The organism is Candidatus Endolissoclinum faulkneri L2 (genome assembly GCF_000319385.1).
GTDB classification, from domain to species: Bacteria; Pseudomonadota; Alphaproteobacteria; order Thalassobaculales; family Thalassobaculaceae; genus Thalassobaculum; species Thalassobaculum faulkneri.
Map to the genome: position 1 here is coordinate 346,315 of NC_019566.1, position 17,067 is coordinate 363,381.

General features: G+C 33.8%; 13 protein-coding genes and 1 tRNA gene. 4 read left to right on the forward strand and 10 right to left on the reverse strand.

The annotated features are described in order from the left end of the window. Nucleotides 1–99: 99 nt before the first annotated feature. Nucleotides 100–780: an orotate phosphoribosyltransferase gene (locus A1OE_RS01115; protein WP_015088072.1), complete on the forward strand. Its 681-nt coding sequence runs from the start codon at nt 100–102 to the stop codon at nt 778–780. Between the two features lie 124 nt (nt 781–904). Here A1OE_RS01115 and gatB read toward each other — a convergent pair whose 3' ends face one another. From gatB to A1OE_RS01140, 5 genes are all read right to left on the reverse strand, one after another. Further along, nucleotides 905–2,368: an Asp-tRNA(Asn)/Glu-tRNA(Gln) amidotransferase subunit GatB gene (gene gatB / locus A1OE_RS01120; protein ID WP_015088073.1), complete on the reverse strand. Its 1,464-nt coding sequence runs from the start codon at nt 2,366–2,368 to the stop codon at nt 905–907. Then, the gene (gene gatA, locus A1OE_RS01125) at nt 2,361–3,854 is read right to left on the reverse strand and encodes an Asp-tRNA(Asn)/Glu-tRNA(Gln) amidotransferase subunit GatA (protein ID WP_015088074.1); all 1,494 of its coding nucleotides are present in this window, start codon (nt 3,852–3,854) and stop codon (nt 2,361–2,363) included. Before gatA ends, gatB begins: the two co-directional genes overlap by 8 nt. Then, complete coding sequence (gene gatC / locus A1OE_RS01130; RefSeq protein ID WP_044283203.1) at nt 3,854–4,141, reverse strand: Asp-tRNA(Asn)/Glu-tRNA(Gln) amidotransferase subunit GatC; 288 nt, start codon at nt 4,139–4,141, stop codon at nt 3,854–3,856. The genes gatA and gatC overlap by 1 nt, the downstream gene beginning before the upstream one ends. A 1,010-nt stretch (nt 4,142–5,151) precedes the next feature. Beyond that, nucleotides 5,152–6,498, reverse strand: coding sequence for an RsmB/NOP family class I SAM-dependent RNA methyltransferase (locus A1OE_RS01135; RefSeq protein WP_044283204.1), 1,347 nt, complete (start codon nt 6,496–6,498; stop codon nt 5,152–5,154). 1,187 nt (nt 6,499–7,685) lie between these two features. Next, nucleotides 7,686–8,513, reverse strand: a complete 828-nt coding sequence (locus A1OE_RS01140; RefSeq protein ID WP_015088080.1) for a methyltransferase domain-containing protein — start codon at nt 8,511–8,513, stop codon at nt 7,686–7,688. A 688-nt stretch (nt 8,514–9,201) separates the two neighbouring features. Here A1OE_RS01140 and grxC point away from each other — a divergent pair. Continuing rightward, nucleotides 9,202–9,477 carry a glutaredoxin 3 gene (grxC, locus tag A1OE_RS01145; RefSeq protein ID WP_015088082.1) on the forward strand — a complete coding sequence of 92 codons (276 nt, stop codon included), beginning with the start codon at nt 9,202–9,204 and terminating at the stop codon, nt 9,475–9,477. Between the two features lie 710 nt (nt 9,478–10,187). Beyond that, nucleotides 10,188–10,640 carry a DUF1178 family protein gene (locus tag A1OE_RS01150; RefSeq protein WP_044283205.1) on the forward strand — a complete coding sequence of 151 codons (453 nt, stop codon included), beginning with the start codon at nt 10,188–10,190 and terminating at the stop codon, nt 10,638–10,640. A gap of 1,797 nt (nt 10,641–12,437) precedes the next feature. Here A1OE_RS01150 and A1OE_RS01155 read toward each other — a convergent pair. Beyond that, nucleotides 12,438–13,145, reverse strand: a complete 708-nt coding sequence (locus A1OE_RS01155) for a YggS family pyridoxal phosphate-dependent enzyme (protein ID WP_015088085.1) — start codon at nt 13,143–13,145, stop codon at nt 12,438–12,440. Nucleotides 13,146–13,714: 569 nt separating this feature from the next. On the opposite strand from A1OE_RS01155, the gene A1OE_RS01160 reads away from it, so the two are divergent. Further along, nucleotides 13,715–13,789 (forward strand) — tRNA-Val (locus tag A1OE_RS01160). A 992-nt stretch (nt 13,790–14,781) separates the two neighbouring features. Here the strand turns inward: A1OE_RS01160 and rplS are convergent. From rplS to rpsP, 4 genes are all read right to left on the reverse strand, one after another. Beyond that, nucleotides 14,782–15,264, reverse strand: a complete 483-nt coding sequence (gene rplS, locus A1OE_RS01165) for a 50S ribosomal protein L19 (protein WP_015088088.1) — start codon at nt 15,262–15,264, stop codon at nt 14,782–14,784. A gap of 28 nt (nt 15,265–15,292) precedes the next feature. Further along, the gene (trmD, locus tag A1OE_RS01170) at nt 15,293–16,036 is read right to left on the reverse strand and encodes a tRNA (guanosine(37)-N1)-methyltransferase TrmD (protein ID WP_015088089.1); all 744 of its coding nucleotides are present in this window, start codon (nt 16,034–16,036) and stop codon (nt 15,293–15,295) included. 55 nt (nt 16,037–16,091) lie between these two features. Then, entirely contained in the window at nt 16,092–16,610 is a 519-nt protein-coding gene (rimM, locus tag A1OE_RS01175) for a ribosome maturation factor RimM (RefSeq protein ID WP_015088090.1), read from the reverse strand. 108 nt (nt 16,611–16,718) lie between these two features. Further along, the gene (rpsP, locus tag A1OE_RS01180; RefSeq protein WP_015088091.1) at nt 16,719–17,030 is read right to left on the reverse strand and encodes a 30S ribosomal protein S16; all 312 of its coding nucleotides are present in this window, start codon (nt 17,028–17,030) and stop codon (nt 16,719–16,721) included. Nucleotides 17,031–17,067 lie beyond the last annotated feature (37 nt).

Below are 17,067 nucleotides of genomic sequence, written 5' to 3' on the forward strand. Positions count from 1 at the left end.
GCTTAAATAATAACTGTATAGTATCTGTTGGATGTGCTGAACAGCTAACTGTGTTAGAAAATAAGAAGAATATTTACGCTTCTATGTAGGAACTTGACCATGACAAGAATTATCAAATCATTCGATTATTCGCTTACACCAGCTAAAACTCCTGCTGATATTTTATTGGATATACAAGCAGTTTATATTAGCGAAAATAAACCTTTTATTTTTACTTCAGGTCGTCTTTCGCCTATTTATGTGGATTGTCGTAAAATCATTTCATTTCCCACCGAGAGGCGCCTATTAATAGCTATGGCTGTGGAACAGCTCATCGCTATGAGCACTGAAACTGCCTTTGATATGGTGGCTGGTGGTGAAACCGCTGGAATTCCTTTTGCCGCTTGGATTGCTGATGCATTCAATTTGCCAATGCTCTACATTCGCAAGGAGGCTAAAGGATTTGGCTGCAATTTTAGAATTGAAGGACAAGTTCGTAAAGGCGCTCGCGTATTGTTGGTAGAGGACTTGGCGACTGATTGTCTTAGCAAAATTTCTTTTATAGAGGCCATACGCGATGCAGGAATGCAGGTAGCCCATTGTTTCGTGATTTTTGAATATGGAGTATTTGCAAATTGCAGTACTATTCTTCAAAAAGAAAGCGTAGAATTGCATAGCTTATGCAATTTGTTGGATATTTTGGTAATTGCCAAACAGTATGGCTATACTGCTAAAAAGCTTGTTGAAGTTTTTACTTTTCTTAATGATCCAGAAGCATGGCAGTCTCGTATCAAGGAATAAAATTTATAAATAATTTAAGTACGTTAGGTGTTAAACACGCAAGTTGCGTTTAGATTATATAATTTAATAATGTAGCATAATTGCAGGTGTTGAAAAAAGTATATGAATTGTTTCAATAAAAGTGCTAGCTATCAAGTTTATCACGAAGCAATTGAGTAACTATAATAGGGTTAGCCTTTCCATGGCTTTTTTTAATAGTTTCACCGACAAAAAAGCTGAAAAGCTTGTCCTTGCCGTCTTTGTATTTTTTAACATTATTAGCATGTGTAATTAGCACATTGTCAATGATATCCTCGATTATAGAAACATCCGAGGTTTGTGATAGATTTTTTTCCTTTACTATGCTAATTGCAGATTTGCCGGTTTCAAACATCGTAGCGAAGACTGTTTTAGCGATGCAACCAGATATATGTCCATTTTCTATCATATTCACTAATTCACTTAGTGCTTTTGGCGAAATCAAACTATCTGATAAATTTTTTCCAGCTTTATTTAAAGCTCCAAAAAGCTCGGAGATCATCCAGTTGGCTGCAATTTTTGGGTTATTACTTTGTTCAGCAAGCTGCTCGTACCAATCTGCGTTTGCACGATCTTCTAGCAATATGTTTAGATCATAGAAAGATAAATTAAATGCTGATATAAATCTAGCCCTTTTGGCATCAGGCAATTCAGGTAGTTCATTTTTGAGTTGATCCACTCGCGACTGATCCAGCACAAGCGGTAGTAAGTCTGGATCTTTAAAGTAGCGGTAGTCCTCCGCGTTTTCTTTGGATCGCATTGACTTAATCTTATTTTCTATCGGGTCAAATAAACATGTTTCTTTATCGATTTGTCCACCATTTTCCAGAATATTAATTTGTCTATTAGCTTCTTGCTCTATCGCTTGGTATATAAAACGCAGTGAATTTATATTTTTAATTTCACAATATGTACCTAGTGGTTCATCAGGTTTGCGTACCGATACATTTACATCCACACGTAAAGACCCTTCTTGCATGTTTCCGTCACAGGTGCTGATATACTGCATGATTAGACGCAGCTTGTTTACGTAAAGCCGCGCTTCCTCCGGAGAAGAAAGATCAGGTTTAGAAACAATTTCCATTAACGCTATACCAGCTCTATTAAGATCTACATATGTAGCATGTGAATGTTGTTCATGTAATAATTTCCCAGCATCTTGTTCCAATTGCAATCGTTCAATCTTGACTGACTTAATCTTTCCGTTTGGTAGATCTAGCAGCAACTCGCCATCACTAGCAATTGGTTCTTTATATTGAGTGATTTGATAACCTTGAGGTAAATCAGCATAAAAATAGTGTTTGCGCTCGAATACGCTATGCAGATTTATCTTTGCTTTTAAAGCTAAACTGGTTCGCACCGCTTGTTCTACACATTTGCGATTAATAACTGGTAGCATGCCAGGCATAGCAGCATCAACCAAACTTACCTGAGTGTTAACATCTCCTCCAAAAGCAGCCTGGGATCCAGAGAATAATTTAGCGTTAGAGATCACTCTTGCGTGCAATTCCAAGCCTATTGCTAGCTCCCAAACTCCTTTTTTACCTTGTATGTAATAACTTTCATTCATCTTTTAGGATACCGTTTACCAAGGTGGTCATTGCTTTAAACTCTGCTGTTCGTTCTAGCGTTCGTCCTACACGAACTACTGAGTTCTCATCGAACATACGACCTAGTACTTGCAAACCTATAGGCAATCCACGTTTAGATAGAGTTACTGGTACGGAAATGCTTGGTAGACCAACAAGACTGGCGGGCACGGTAAACACATCTTGCAAGTACATCTTAAGTGGATCATCTTTGTTGTCGCCAATTTCAAAGGCATCCGATAACGTTGTAGGAGTTAGAATAGCGTCAACCTTGTCAAAAGCCTGATTAAAATCGTGACGTAATAAATTACGCATCTTCTGAGCTTTTAGATAATAGGCATCGTAATAGCCAGAAGAAAGCACGTATGTACCCAGTAATATCCGACGCTTTACTTCTTCACCGAATCCTTCCGTTCTTGTATGAGTATACATATCTGTTATATTTTGCTCGTTTATCCGTAGTCCGTAGCGAACCCCATCATAGCGAGCTAAGTTAGATGATGCTTCGGCCGGGGCGATAATATAATAGGTAGGTAATGCATACTTGGTATGCGGTAGTGATATATGGACAATATCTGCTCCTTCGGATTTTAGGTAGTCGATACCATGGTCCCAAATTTTGGATGTTTCTTCTGGCAAACTATCAATTCGGTATTCTATTGGCACACCTATACTCATGCCTTTCACACTCTTGTTTATATCTACCAATAAATTTGGCATAGTTGTTTTTGCTGATGTAGAGTCCTTAGGATCATAACTAGCCATGGCCTGAAGCAAAATGGCAGCATCCTCAACTGTTCTTGCCATTGGCCCTGCCTGATCTAGTGATGAAGCGAAAGCGATTATACCCCAACGTGAACACCGGCCATAAGTAGGCTTTATACCAACAATTCCGGAGAAACTAGCTGGTTGACGGATCGATCCCCCTGTATCTGTACCAGTTGCTGCTATCGCTGAGCGAGCAGCAACCGCCGCGGCTGAGCCACCCGATGATCCACCAGGCACGCGCTTTTTATCAGAAGCATCGGTTGAGCGCCATGGGCTCTCCACCGCACCATAATAGGATGTCGTATTGGACGATCCCATTGCAAACTCATCTAAATTAGTTTTACCAAGCAAAACTGCGCCTGCATTCCATAGATTGCTCGTTACTGTTGATTCGTATGTTGGGATAAATCCATCTAACATGCGTGAAGCTGCTGTAGTCTGTACGCCATTAGTACAAAACAAGTCTTTGACTGCGATACAAATACCTTCTAGGATACCACCCTTTCCTTTAGCCAAACGTGCATCTGCTTGTGCAGCTCCAAGCATGGCTTGATCATGAGTAATAGTTATGTAAGCGTTCAAGTTAGCTGTAGCCTCTATGCGACTTAGATAAGCCTTAGTCAGCTCAGTGCTAGATATATCCCTAGCAGCTAGTCTGGCACGGGCTTCCGCAAGACTTAGATCTAAAAAATCATTCATTAGTCGATAACTCTAGGTACTACAAAAAAACCACGATCAACTTTAGGTGCGTTAGAGGTTATTTGGTTCTGATAGCCGCCGTCTATAATTAAGTCATCGCTTTGCGATAAAAAATTACCAGTGATGTTTGTTAATGGTTCCACACGCAAAGTATCGACCTCATCAAGCTTATTAAACATTAGGATAATAGTATTTAGGTTTTCAACAACATCATCTAGCTCATCTTCGGATATCTTAATTCGAGCTAGATTAGCTAATGTTTTAGCAGTTAATTTGTCAATGGACATCAATGAGTGTCATCCTAAGAATCATTTTTAATAAACATGTTAAAGTTTAATGATTGTTTGTTTTTGTGGCAATAAAAAAAAGACCGCAAAGTGCTTTTATAGAGAGCAAATACTCTATTATCTAATTCTTTTAGGTTCAAATTAATTAGATTTGATGATTTTCGTAATTGATTATAAATCAAGACTTTAGCTAGATATTTCATAATAATCTTATTACTATATTAATTAATAAATTAAAAAATAAACGATAAATAACATAGAGTCTGAAAAGTAAGTTCAAGTATTACTTGTTTGATTAAAATCCACACTATATTAATAGTTTAATGATAGCAGCTGTTAAGATCAATGTTATCTTAGAAAGCTAATTTAGCTTAGCATCTAGCTTTGTTAAACAGGGTATTTTATGATTAACGATACGCTTAGTTAATTAATTTTAACTCTTAATTAATTTAGCCTAGGACACAAAATATTATCTGATGACAAATGTTTATGTCGGTAAACTAGACTAGTAATCTCATACTAACTTAAAGTCAATTAGTCTAATATTGATTTGCTTTGGTAAATTAATTTTTAATTTTTTAGATATTAATTGCTCTTTTATTTTTAGCGTCGATCGATTGTTTTTTTTCAATTTTACTTATAATATTTTTAGCTAATATTTCACTTTGGAAAAGATTCTTTAAGCATGCTTATTAGCTGCAATTAAAGCATCATCCACGAAATTCCTGCCAGATTATTAAACAATAAATTCAATTATGAGAATAATTTATCTATAATCGCCAAGTAAACAATGCTTTACTGGATTAATTATCTTAGATTTGGGATAAATCAATCCTTTGATTGGGCACTAATTACTTTTGACATTCAATGCGTCAACTTGCGAGTTTATAATTGTTGGTCAATTATAAACAAAATAATAGTAAATATTTAGCTATTGCTAACTTATAAAAATATTACCACTTGATTGTCCTAATGAAATAAAATCGACTATCTGTGGCTAATTTCAGTTATTATAGAATACGATTAAAATTTTTATTTTTAATCAATCGGCAAGCGTAGAAACCATCAATACCACCATAATTAGCCAAATGATCGGGTCGAGTAAGCAGATCACCATCTTCGTTAAGTAGTTCCGACAATCCACCGATTTCATTTGCTGTTATAGGTTTCCGCGTGACGTATGGATTGCGTGAAAACAATGCTTCGATGCGTTTACTACCTTCCTCTCGTAGCAAGGAACATGTAGAGAAAATAATCATGCCGCCTGGTCGAACCATAGAAAAAGCTGCGTTGAGTAGTTGATCTTGAATAGCTGCCATTTTGGTTACATCTCTCTCGTTTTTTAGCCAAGGAATATCTGGATGCCGCCGTATTAGGCCAGTAGCCGAACAAGGGGCATCAAGTAACAAAGAATCAATCGGAAATTGCGGCTGCCATTTAGTGGCATCTGCTATTATGCATTTAGCTGTAAGTTGCAGGCGATCTAGGTTATTCTTTATTTGTTTTACTCGCTGAGGTGCTTGATCGACTGCTATCACATTTGCTAAACGAGCGGCGAGTTGTGCAGTTTTACCTCCCGGAGCAGCACAAAGATCAACCACAGTTTTGCCACTTACGTTACCGAGTAACTGGACTGGTATTGCAGCAGCAGCGTTTTGTACCCACCATGCGCCTTCAGCAAATCCAATAAGGCGATCAATCCGACCATTCATTTGACGACGCAGAGTACCTGTAGGTAAAATTTTAGCCTTTAAAGTTCTAGCCCAATACGCATGATCAGTATTTACTGTGATATCCAGCAACATTGGTTGCTGCTGCATGGCTATGGCTATGGCTATGGCTATGTCGTCGCCATATGTTTGGCGCAAGTTTTTAGTAAGCCATTTAGGTAAAGCATGAAAAGCAGGAAGAGTGTTTATAACACTACGACCATCGCGATCAATTCTTCGCAGGACAGCATTAGTTAGTTTAGCAAATTTATCTTCTCCTTGTGATCGTACTAAATTAACTGCACTATGAATTGTAGCGTAAGGAGGAATATTTAGTAGTAATAGCTCAGTTGCTGCAATTCGCAGCACATCTCGTACAATTGAGGCTTTCATAGGTAAAGGACGAGTGAGGCAAATATTGATCACCTGATCAATGTGACCAAGTCGACGTAAGCTATTTGCGACTAAGCTACGAGCAAAATTACGGTCGCGATCTGACAGTTTAGCATTGCCACTATGGTCAATTAAGGCATCACTTAATCGCATTTTTTTTATAATTACTGCACGCAGCAGGTCAAAAGCAATTCTACGTGGTGCAGAGACTTCTGTAATTGTGGAGCAAACTCCATCTGTATACTCTTTGATCATAGTTAACCGTTTGTATAAGATTTTTTTTGGATAGTGAAGCAAAGAGCAAATGTTTGTTTTTTACGGGGTAATATATGATAAAGTACACTATTTTATTTTTTATATTTTGTGATACAACGGGTATTTTTTAATTAACACTCTTCCTAATTTTCTAAATGCAGTTTTAAGTACGAAATAACATCTTGAAATTGTGTAATTTTATGTTATACAGCAAGATTAATACTTTATTATAAAACGTATGTTATTTTTCACAAATAAAAAAGTAATTTTATTACAGCAATTACCTTTTTCATTATAGTGTTTGTCCTCTATGATGCTATCATATCAATATGAATCAATAAACATCTTAGTCTTTTGTTTGGCCTAGCAACCCTTAATTTTTGTCTCAAGCGGAAACGTGGATCCTCCCCTGCCTAAGACTTAGGCTAGCATCTATAGATGCTAAATTAGCTTATAAAAGTAATCAAGGGTGAGTTTACTAAAAAAGTGCTAAATTTTTTTTTTAATAATCTTAAAGCTATCTCTAATCTTTATTTTACTAAATGCATTAATAAACAATTTTATTGTTCAATGCTGCGGCCTTTAACAATAAAACTTAATTAATTTAATTAAAGAATGTTAAGAACTTATTTAAATAATTCCTAGTTTTTTTTGCTTATGAAATAAATTCTACATTTAGATAATGACTTGATTGTTTTTAATTTTACGGTGTCTTTCTTTTTGTCTGTGAAATGTTAGCAATCTTAGTATTTAACAAAACCTCTCTTCTCAAGGAGAAAATTATTTTGGTAACTTAAGAAGAGTTATCTTTTGAACCAGTCAGCGAGGCTTGTAATAAAATTTATTTAGCATGCTATTTCAATTTTTGAAAAAAATTTAACTGCTATAAATCTGCATTTTAGCAGTTTTAGAATAAAACACACTATGAATTACATTCATAGTGTGTTTTATTCTGTTGGCCTTATATCTAATGTTAACTTTTTTCTATTATATCTATTATGAATAAGGAAGAAGATAAACATTATTTTTTTTTAAATTTTACTACTAAACAAATAATTTTACTCTGTATCTTGATACATGTATTACTATACACCGAATTTAAAGAACATTGCCAACAAGAAAAATTGATAGAAATCACTTATTACCAGCGCTATCAAGAGCGGTAACTCATTTACTTATTGTATCTTCTACAAGAAATGGTTTTTTGCTGGAGCCCAGGCCGTAAGGTATAAGATTTGGAAACTAGCTGGAATTCTTCCATCCTCTCTGGCAAAGTGCGCAGAGTAATATTTGATCATTTCACTAAGCAAAGTGCGGCTTAGTGGAGTACGTTGGCGTTTTGTTATTAAGTTAGTTTCGCCCATACCACGTAAATCATACATAAGATCTAATGCGTTATTGTATGTTACGGTAATCGTATCTAAATCTACTACGATTAATTTAAAACCAGCACGCTGTGTCAAAACACTGACATCACTTAGATCGGCAAAAGGTGATATTCGTTGGGTAAAACATCCGGTATTTACCACTTCAACTTGAGCAAAAGATTCGCGCAGTTCTGCTAATGTATTCCCACCGAAGAATGCCACTAGCATTAGCCCATCTGGCTTTAGTACCTGACAAATCTGCGATAATGTACCAGGTAGGTCGTTAACCCAATGCAATGAAAGAGCACTAAAAACCGCATCAAGAGAACTATTAGCAAATGGTAAAAACTCCTCGTCAAGAGCTAAGGCCGGTCCATCAATTGCTCTTTCTGTTGCCCAAGAGACAGCTAAGTCACTTTGAATCAAGGTATCAATTTTACCACTAGTCCTAATTCTACTACCTAATGCACCAGAGCGTGCACCTATCTCTAATGACAATGGAAAACGCGGACGAAGATCGCTCAACCTTATAGCTAGCCTAGCAGCAATCTCTTTTTCTAAAAAAGCAAACTTTCCATAATCTTTACGTGCACGTTCTCGGCGTTGGCGTAACAAAGAACGATCAAATATATGTATAACATCGTTCATTAGTTATATTAATCATATGACTGAGTAAAACACTAGGAGTAAATATTAGTAACAAAACTTTTTTGGTTAAAATTAACATTTATCATGAATTTTGCCTTCTATTGCGCTATTTAATAACTTAATTATTGCTTAGTATGTTTTGCTTAACATTTTGTCTATTTAGCATAATCTATTCAGATTAAGATATAGCATTTGATTATATACTGCAATAACGGTAGATATTCTATTTTCTAGAATATCTAGAATAAACATAACACGACTATAAGTTTCTGTTAATTTGTAGTTGTAATATGGTAATTGTGAGATTTTGCCATATTATTTAATATCATTAAAAACTATTTATTTACCAATGCTCACAATAAAATAATCAGTTTAGTGTTTATACACTCGTATATCCATAAATAAATTTATACTATTTTAAATAGTAATTTAAGGTATATAATTTTAAATATTTTTAAAGATTTGTTATATGGCTATTATACAATATAATATTTATTATTAACTATATAATTTTTAGCACAAATTGTAGTTTTACATGATTGATTCCACTTTATAGAGTAGAAACTATCGAATAGTCTGCTTTTAATAGCCTTTACATGATTCAAATAAATACAAGTGACTATTTAAAAGATTAAACTTTATCTTATATAAGCGTTTTAATTTTCCTACCTAAAAAGATATTTGAGAAATGCTGAACAAAGCTAGAGTCGAGATTTATACTGCTCCTTTATGTTTATACTGCATTCGCGCTAAGTCGTTATTAGCTAACAGAGGGGTGCATTATGTGGAATATGATGTTGGCGACTCGAGAGATGCTCGTTTTAAAATGAGCGAAAGGGCTAACGGCAATAGCAGTGTTCCCCAAATATTTATTGATGGAAATTGCATCGGCGGTTCTGACGAGCTTGCGGAATTGGATCGCCTGGGTAAGCTCGAGGATCTTCTTAACACCTCTCTTACCTAAAAAATCTTTACTTTCTTGTCCTTAGTATTGATTTAAAAAAAATCATTAATAAAGCAATATTTTAGTAAAGTATACTTACAGTCAGAAGTAACTTTTAGCTATTTCGCTAATCATCAGGCATAAACAGCAACTAAAGTGCCTTCATAGGAAATCAATTACTAGTTTACTTATTTGTTTCGACAAAAAGCCATTATTTATCATTACACAGCTATTATAACAGATGTCATTAAGTATATTAAATACAATAAAATTCATATTTTACTATGGCATATTAGCTTGTTCACATATATTGTAATTGTAAGTTTTGTAGTAAGCTTATGAAAATTAGTCTTCATCCATCCACTATACTGCAGCCTAATTAATGACTATAAATTTATAGTAATAATAAATAAAGAAATTGTCTATTAAAATAGACAATGGATGAAATTTGTGTTGTTTAAGCTTGTACTTAAGCTAGTGTTTCTGTATAATTAACCTTTATCTTTTAGCCTGTAGTTGAGTAAAATACTTTTAGGTAAAATTTTATACTACTACTAACATATAGTTTTGTTATTTGAGCAATTTTAATTAATCAAGTGTACTAAAATGTTGATATTATAATCGATTTTCGATCATTTCTTTGTTGCTGTATGTTGTAACTGTAATTATTAGATGCTTAAGGTTATATTAATCGATTTTTATTCTTTTTATATTTGTAATTGGCGGATAAGATGATTCATTATCGCCTGCGCTGTAACGCAGATCATGAGTTTGAGGCTTGGTTTCAGAACAGTGCTGTCTTTGAACAACATGCTGAATGTGGATTTTTGTCTTGTCCCGACTGCGGATCTTCGAATATTATGCGTGCGCCAATGGCACCGGCAATGCACACCACTGAAGAAAATCGAACTATGATAAAAAAAGAAAATCAGAGTTTGCAACAACAAAGGCAGGTGCTTTCTCAAGCAGCTATCTTAAAACAACAGCTGATAGGTTTGCGTCGTAAAATCGAACAGAATTGTGATAATGTTGGCGAGCGCTTTGCCGATGAAGCACGTAAAATTTATTATGGAGATAGTGAATCCAGAGGGATTTATGGCGATACTACACCTCAGGAACGCGAGGCGTTATTTGATGAAGGAATTGAAGTTGGTACTATTCCCTGGCTGCGTGACGATTCCTAATAGTATAAGTGTGATATATTCTTATCTGGGAAGGTATTCTTATACAAAAATCCTATATGTAGATAGATGGAATTTTGCTGTTTTTTTTAGAATACTTTGATTATTTGATTAGATTGTTTTCATCTGCATAATATCCTTGTTTAGCTTAACCTACTATGATAGGTAAGATTTATGTTATACTAAAAATAGTACCAGATTTTCTTTCTTTGAAAGAAAAATACATGATATAGTCATTAGACCTTCTTTAAAAAATGGTTTTTTAGTAGCAGAGCTTAATGATATTTTTCAAGATAAGCGACTTATTAGTGATGATAAGAGACTATTACATTGCCGATTGTTAATTTGGTATTATTATTTGGCGATAATATAGCAATTACTATTAAATAAAATCGATGCTTATATGCAAATGGGCATTGTTTGAATGTGAAATGTTATAATGTCAATCAAATTGGTTATTTTATTGTATAATATTTACTGCTAAAATTAGAATATAGCAAGAGTTTTAGTGTACTGAAATGTTATTTATTTGTATCTTTTATATTTTTTATCATATCGAGAGTATTTATGGCAAATACTTTAGCAATTAAACTAATGTCAAATGGTAACTAATTACTGGATGCTATTAACAGTTTAGAGTTATGTATGACATAATTTTTCTGTTCTTGATTCGTTAAGCCTTAATTAATTTGATGAGCTGAATAATAAAGCATATTATTCTTCGCAATCTATAATGCTATTTATTTTTGTTAATTGATTATTAAAGCTCTATAAGTGACTTAGAAATAAAGAGCTGATATTGTGCTGCTGTTGTATTAACGTTAAAACATCATTCTCAGACCAACCTAGTAAGCGATATAGTAGTAAATATGTATCTTTAATAGTCTAGGTATTTAAATTTATGTATTAGCAAGAGGATAAGTTTAAAATTTTATTTGTAAGTAATAATTCAATCTTTAATAAAAGATTATTGCATACTTTCATAGAATATTACCCAATGTAACATAGAAAGTATTATACCGTTTTGCTAGACGAATGCTAGCTATCTCTTTTTAATCGGAATTAAATAGTAAGTACTAAATTATTTTATGCAAATTGTTAATTAGCTGTCTATGCTAATGCATTTATTCTTAAATAAAATGCTTATCATAGTACTATAATAAGTTAGTTGTATAATATTCTCTATACTGCACCCAAGCTCATGCTAGATATTACAAGGATGAATTGATATTGGCAAGCAGATTATTTTTTTATAACTTGATCGCTTAGGGAAAGATGTTGATGCTTTTTGCTAGCAAAAAATAGACTAAAAATATATTTTATTAGGTAAAATATAAAATGTTATTGGTTATTTTTAAGGTAATTTTAAGCATAAGCTATTTAAGGTGCTTTGTTTAAAAGCTATACACTTTTAATTTACAATTACTTATTTGATTTAGTAATTATATACTTAATTAGTCTTAAATTGACGTAAGCTAATTTAAGACTAATTAAGTCTTATCCTATATTATTTTAATCCTTAGGAATAAGGAAACAATTATAACGTTTGTTGTTAAATGTACTATATTCTATATCTAACTTTAATTAACTAATTCTTTTTCTTGCTTCAAAAAAAAATAATTCTTAGATTTAATCAGTATAATATTTATTGCCTATATTGTCTTGTTCGCAAAGTTTTATTAATGTTTATTATATATTTATAATATCTAATATTAATCAATAAACTAAAGTAAAATTAGATTTTAGATTATGTGTTAGAAAAGCAGAAGAATTTTTCAATGCGATGCAAGAATGTAAGTCTTATTTGCTCTTGTTGAAAATTGCAGTACCAATACGAACATGGGTAGCGCCCATCTTTACTGCTTTTTCAAAATCATTGCTCATCCCCATAGATAAATTTGCAATGTTATTGCGTTTAGCAATCTCACGCAGCATTGCGAAATGCAAAATTGAATTATCGTTTACTGGAGGAATGCACATTAGCCCAGCAATATTTAGACCAAATCCATCACGACATCTAGCTATAAAAGCGTCAGCAGAGCTAGGAGTAACTCCGGCTTTATGATTTTCTTCACCGGTATTGACTTGAATATAACAGGTTAGTCGTCGGTTCTGTTTTTCCGTTTCTTTTGCTATTTTCCATGCTAATTTCGGGCGATCAATCGTTTGTATGACGTCAAAAATCTTTACAGCTTTACTTACTTTATTGGTTTGTAGTGGACATATAAGATGTAGCTCGATGTTATCGTAACAAGTGCGGTAGTTTAGCCATTTACTTTCTGCTTCCTGTATTCTATTTTCAGCAAAAACTCGTTGTCCAGCGATCAGTGCTGCTTCAATTTTTTCTATTGGCTGGCCCTTGCTTACTGCAATTAGTGTTACCGCTGCTGGATCTAATTCTGACTCAGCAGCCGATCGATTAATAGCTTTGCGTATATAATTAATATTATTAGATATTTCGCTAATCATAAGTGTATTAACGTTAGCATTTTCTTTGCTGAGTATCATTGTTCTGATTCTCCAGATATTTTTGCATATTATTATAAGAACAATATGAGCTTATTAATACTAGCTAATTATATGAAATTAGCCTATTATGTAGAATTCATACACTGTAACACGAAAGATATTTCACCTATAATTAGTATTAATGAACTATATCAGTTAATTTACAATAGCTACAATATTCTAGCTGGATGATGTTGATTTGTTACTGGTGCAGAGTACTTTGTGTAATACAGATTATATATGTTGCATATATAATAATACTTTAAATAAAATTGTTTTATAAAGGGTTAAAAGTTATATAATTTTTATATGAGATTATATGCTTTTAAATCTAACATTATTGAAACAAGCAAATAGAGTAACATTTAGTAGTATGTATTAAACTTTTATTAAAAATAAATAGCATATAGTTATATACTTAAGATGTATTTTATATTAATACATTAATCAATAATGAATTATTTTTTTATTAATGCTATAGATACAGCTGCTAGAATGATCAGAGCAAAAGTGAGTTAGTTAAGAAATTATTTTTTTAGTCATTATTTTACATTGCATATGTAGATACTGGGTGCGTAGCTCAGTGGTAGAGCGTTGTCTTCACATGGCAGGGGTCGCTGGTTCAATTCCAGCCGCGCCCACCAGTGTATAAAATTCACTGAGTAAAATTTACTTGGTTATGAAATAATTTTTGGTAAATGATAATACTTTGATAAATTTTGCTACTTTATCGTAGGGTAATTAATAAAGTAGTGATTTGTACCTAATTGAGTAAAGATGCTGTACGTAAAAAAATTTATCAAATGCAGTATATCTTAGTTAGGTATTTTGATTAATTATATGCAAGAGCATAGTGAATTAACGATTATAATTGGAGAATAGATGTTGATAGCATATTGCTAAATTATAGCCATAATGGATTTTGTTAAGCTATATTAAATGACTTTTACTTTCGTATTATTATTTATATTTGGGCCATTATCAGTTGGTGAATAGTATTTTTGCTTTTACCCATAATTATATTGATGAATATAAAGAGACACATTTCGAAGATAATGTTTAATTAATGGATCTTTTCCAAAAGTATCCAATTTACTTTAAAAAACCAGAGGTACGATTGATTAATTTTAAAGCTTTCTTTTTTTTATGTAACCTGTTTTTTACGATAAATATATATAATAAAAATATTAAATAATAACCAAGCATAATTAAAACGTTTTATTAGTAAAAAGTTGATTTTAATAAAGTAGTTTTTTACAACAATGATATAATTTTAACTGCAACATAACGCTACAGCAGTAGCAATTGTGATTTGATTAATTTTAATGGAACAGAAAGTCTTTAGACTTTATGCTGTTTAGCTGTTAAAGCTTATATTAAAAATAAACAACCTGAAATATTAAACTATATTTTAAAGCTAGCAAGTCTTTTGATGTTTCCATATTTATGTCGGCTAGATTTTCCTGATTAATTTAATTAAAAATGGATAATCAATACTACTAGTCTTTTCTCATATTAAAAAAAATAATGGTATTATCATAGTATAAAAATACCGTTATAAAATCTGTAATTCGCTAAAAATAAGGTCTTTCTCTTAATCTTCTAAGATTTTAATCACAAAGTAGATAAACATTAGTTATTTATTAAGTTTATTTTTTATTTCTTTAGCTTCTTTAGTAGCAGCTTGGGCCGCAATTTTGTTTATTACTTTTGTCTTAGCAGCGATGGCACGCTCTGCCGCAGCAAGTTTACCAGAATAGCCAGTAGTTTTCTCTGCGATACGGGCTGCTTTCCCGGTACGGCCACGCAAATAATAGAGCTTTGCTCGACGCACTTTACCACGTCGTATGACTACGATGGAAGCAATTCGTGGAGAGTATAGCGGAAATATACGCTCTACTCCCTCACCGTAGGAAATTTTTCGAACTGTAAAAGAAGCATTTATACTGCCATTATTGCGGCTGATGCAAACACCTTCAAAAGCTTGAATACGTTCACGCGTCCCTTCTATCACTTTCACATCTACGCGTACAGCATCGCCAGGGGCAAACCGAGGAATATCTTTCTGTATTTTAAGCATATCGACTTGCTCTTGATTAATACAGTCTATAATGTTCATATAGTTTCTCTTTCTCGATATCATTTGGTCATCTACTAGATGATGATTTATCATTATTTTTCATATACTGTTCCCATAAATCTGGTCGCCGCTCTCGGGTAATTGATTCCGCTTTTAGACGTTTCCACGCTTTTACTTTAGCATGGTGTCCACTAGTTAAAGTTTCAGGAACAATAATCCCATTCCAGTTACGTGGCTGAGTGTAGAGAGGATATTCTAGCAATCCATTTTCAAAACTTTCTTCACTCAATCCAGTCGTAGTGCCCAAGACACCAGGCAACAAGCGGATTAAAGCGTCCATAATTATAATTGCTGCAGGCTCGCCGCCAGAAAGCACAAAATCTCCAATACTAACCTCTTTGAGGTTACGTGCTTTAATGACACGTTCGTCCAGACCTTCATATCTTCCGCAAAAGATTACAGCACCAGGCTCTTTAGCTAAGATTTTAGCCCATGACTGATCAAAAATCGCACCACGAGGGCTGGGGTAAAGGCGCGGGCCTGGCCTATCAGCTACTGCTTCCAATGCAGTATCAACAATATCTGGACGCATAACCATTCCTGTACCACCACCGAATGGATAATCATCAATAGAACGAGATTTATTTTGCGCAAAATTCCTTATATCAACCGTCTTCAAATTCCATATCCCGGAATTTAAAGCCTTTCCCGCAAGAGAAAACCCAAGTGGTCCTGGAAACATTTTTGGAAATAAGGTCAATATTGTAGCATGCCATCCTGTTTTATTTTTATCAGAAAAAGAGGATGGCATGCTGCAATGTTTTCGTTTAGTTTGCGACTGAATATGCCTACTCACAAAACAATTCCTAAATCGTCTTTTGCTGCTCTAGTACCATATAATGATCAATCAAGTTAATTGTTGGAAAAAATTGTTTTGTAAATGGTAACATTTGGAGTGGGCCGTTACTTTCACAAAACTCTATAATATCACCAGCGCCAAAATTGTATAAAGCTGATACTTTACCAAGCAGCTTACCATTAATATCGACGATACTAAGCCCAATTAAGTCAGCATGATAAACTATTACTTGGTTCGACTTAGGTAAAGCGTTTCGCTTCACATAAAGCAATAAACCCTTTAAATCCTGAGCGGCATCGCGGCTAATTATACCTTTTACTTTAACGATTACTTTCCCTTTCCTTGCTGCAATAACACGCATAACAAACTGTCTATTTCCAGTATCATTTTCTACTGGTCCATAAGCAGCTATATCTTCTGGTATTTCAGTGAATGGCTTCACCTTTACTAAGCCATGAACTCCGTGCGCTTCCGTGATAACCCCAAGGCAAATACGTATATTATTAGCTCCTATTTTTTTTTGCATACTGTGCGCAACATAAACAATTTATAGTTTCTTTTTCGTACAAAAAACAAATAACAAATCATTAGTAAATGGTGCAATTCTTACGATTAGCACGAATTTTTATTCCAATTACTCAGCGCTTTTCTTATATAGCAAAGAAATTTTCGTCTGCTTGTTCCAAACAAACGGTTCCATGATACCGACTCTAGCCAACATCCTATGGACTCGATCGGCAGTCTTGGCGCCTACTGATAGCCAGTACTTTAACCGATCCTGGTTAATGACTAAGTGATTTGGATGATTAAGAGGCAGCATTGGGTTATAGCTGCCTAACTTATCGACAAATCGACCATCTCTTGGGGAGGTAGCCTCAGCTACGACGATCCGGTAGAAAGGGCGCTTCTTAGCGCCACCCCTTGATAAGCGGATACGAAGTGCCATAATTTCCCTTTCCTAAATTATATTGTTATCTTATTAA

Excerpts from the sequence above, each read along its gene's own strand:
- A1OE_RS01135 (WP_044283204.1), bottom strand. The coding sequence starts at position 6,498 with ATGATCAAAGAGTATACAGATGGAGTTTGCTCCACAATTACAGAAGTC.
- rplS (WP_015088088.1), bottom strand. The coding sequence starts at position 15,264 with ATGAACATTATAGACTGTATTAATCAAGAGCAAGTCGATATGCTTAAA.
- gatA (WP_015088074.1), bottom strand. The coding sequence starts at position 3,854 with ATGAATGATTTTTTAGATCTAAGTCTTGCGGAAGCCCGTGCCAGACTA.
- rpsP (WP_015088091.1), bottom strand. The coding sequence starts at position 17,030 with ATGGCACTTCGTATCCGCTTATCAAGGGGTGGCGCTAAGAAGCGCCCT.
- A1OE_RS01155 (WP_015088085.1), bottom strand. The coding sequence starts at position 13,145 with ATGATACTCAGCAAAGAAAATGCTAACGTTAATACACTTATGATTAGC.
- A1OE_RS01150 (WP_044283205.1), top strand. The coding sequence starts at position 10,188 with ATGATTCATTATCGCCTGCGCTGTAACGCAGATCATGAGTTTGAGGCT.
- rimM (WP_015088090.1), bottom strand. The coding sequence starts at position 16,610 with ATGCAAAAAAAAATAGGAGCTAATAATATACGTATTTGCCTTGGGGTT.
- gatC (WP_044283203.1), bottom strand. The coding sequence starts at position 4,141 with ATGTCCATTGACAAATTAACTGCTAAAACATTAGCTAATCTAGCTCGA.
- grxC (WP_015088082.1), top strand. The coding sequence starts at position 9,202 with ATGCTGAACAAAGCTAGAGTCGAGATTTATACTGCTCCTTTATGTTTA.
- trmD (WP_015088089.1), bottom strand. The coding sequence starts at position 16,036 with ATGCCATCCTCTTTTTCTGATAAAAATAAAACAGGATGGCATGCTACA.
- gatB (WP_015088073.1), bottom strand. The coding sequence starts at position 2,368 with ATGAATGAAAGTTATTACATACAAGGTAAAAAAGGAGTTTGGGAGCTA.
- A1OE_RS01115 (WP_015088072.1), top strand. The coding sequence starts at position 100 with ATGACAAGAATTATCAAATCATTCGATTATTCGCTTACACCAGCTAAA.
- A1OE_RS01140 (WP_015088080.1), bottom strand. The coding sequence starts at position 8,513 with ATGAACGATGTTATACATATATTTGATCGTTCTTTGTTACGCCAACGC.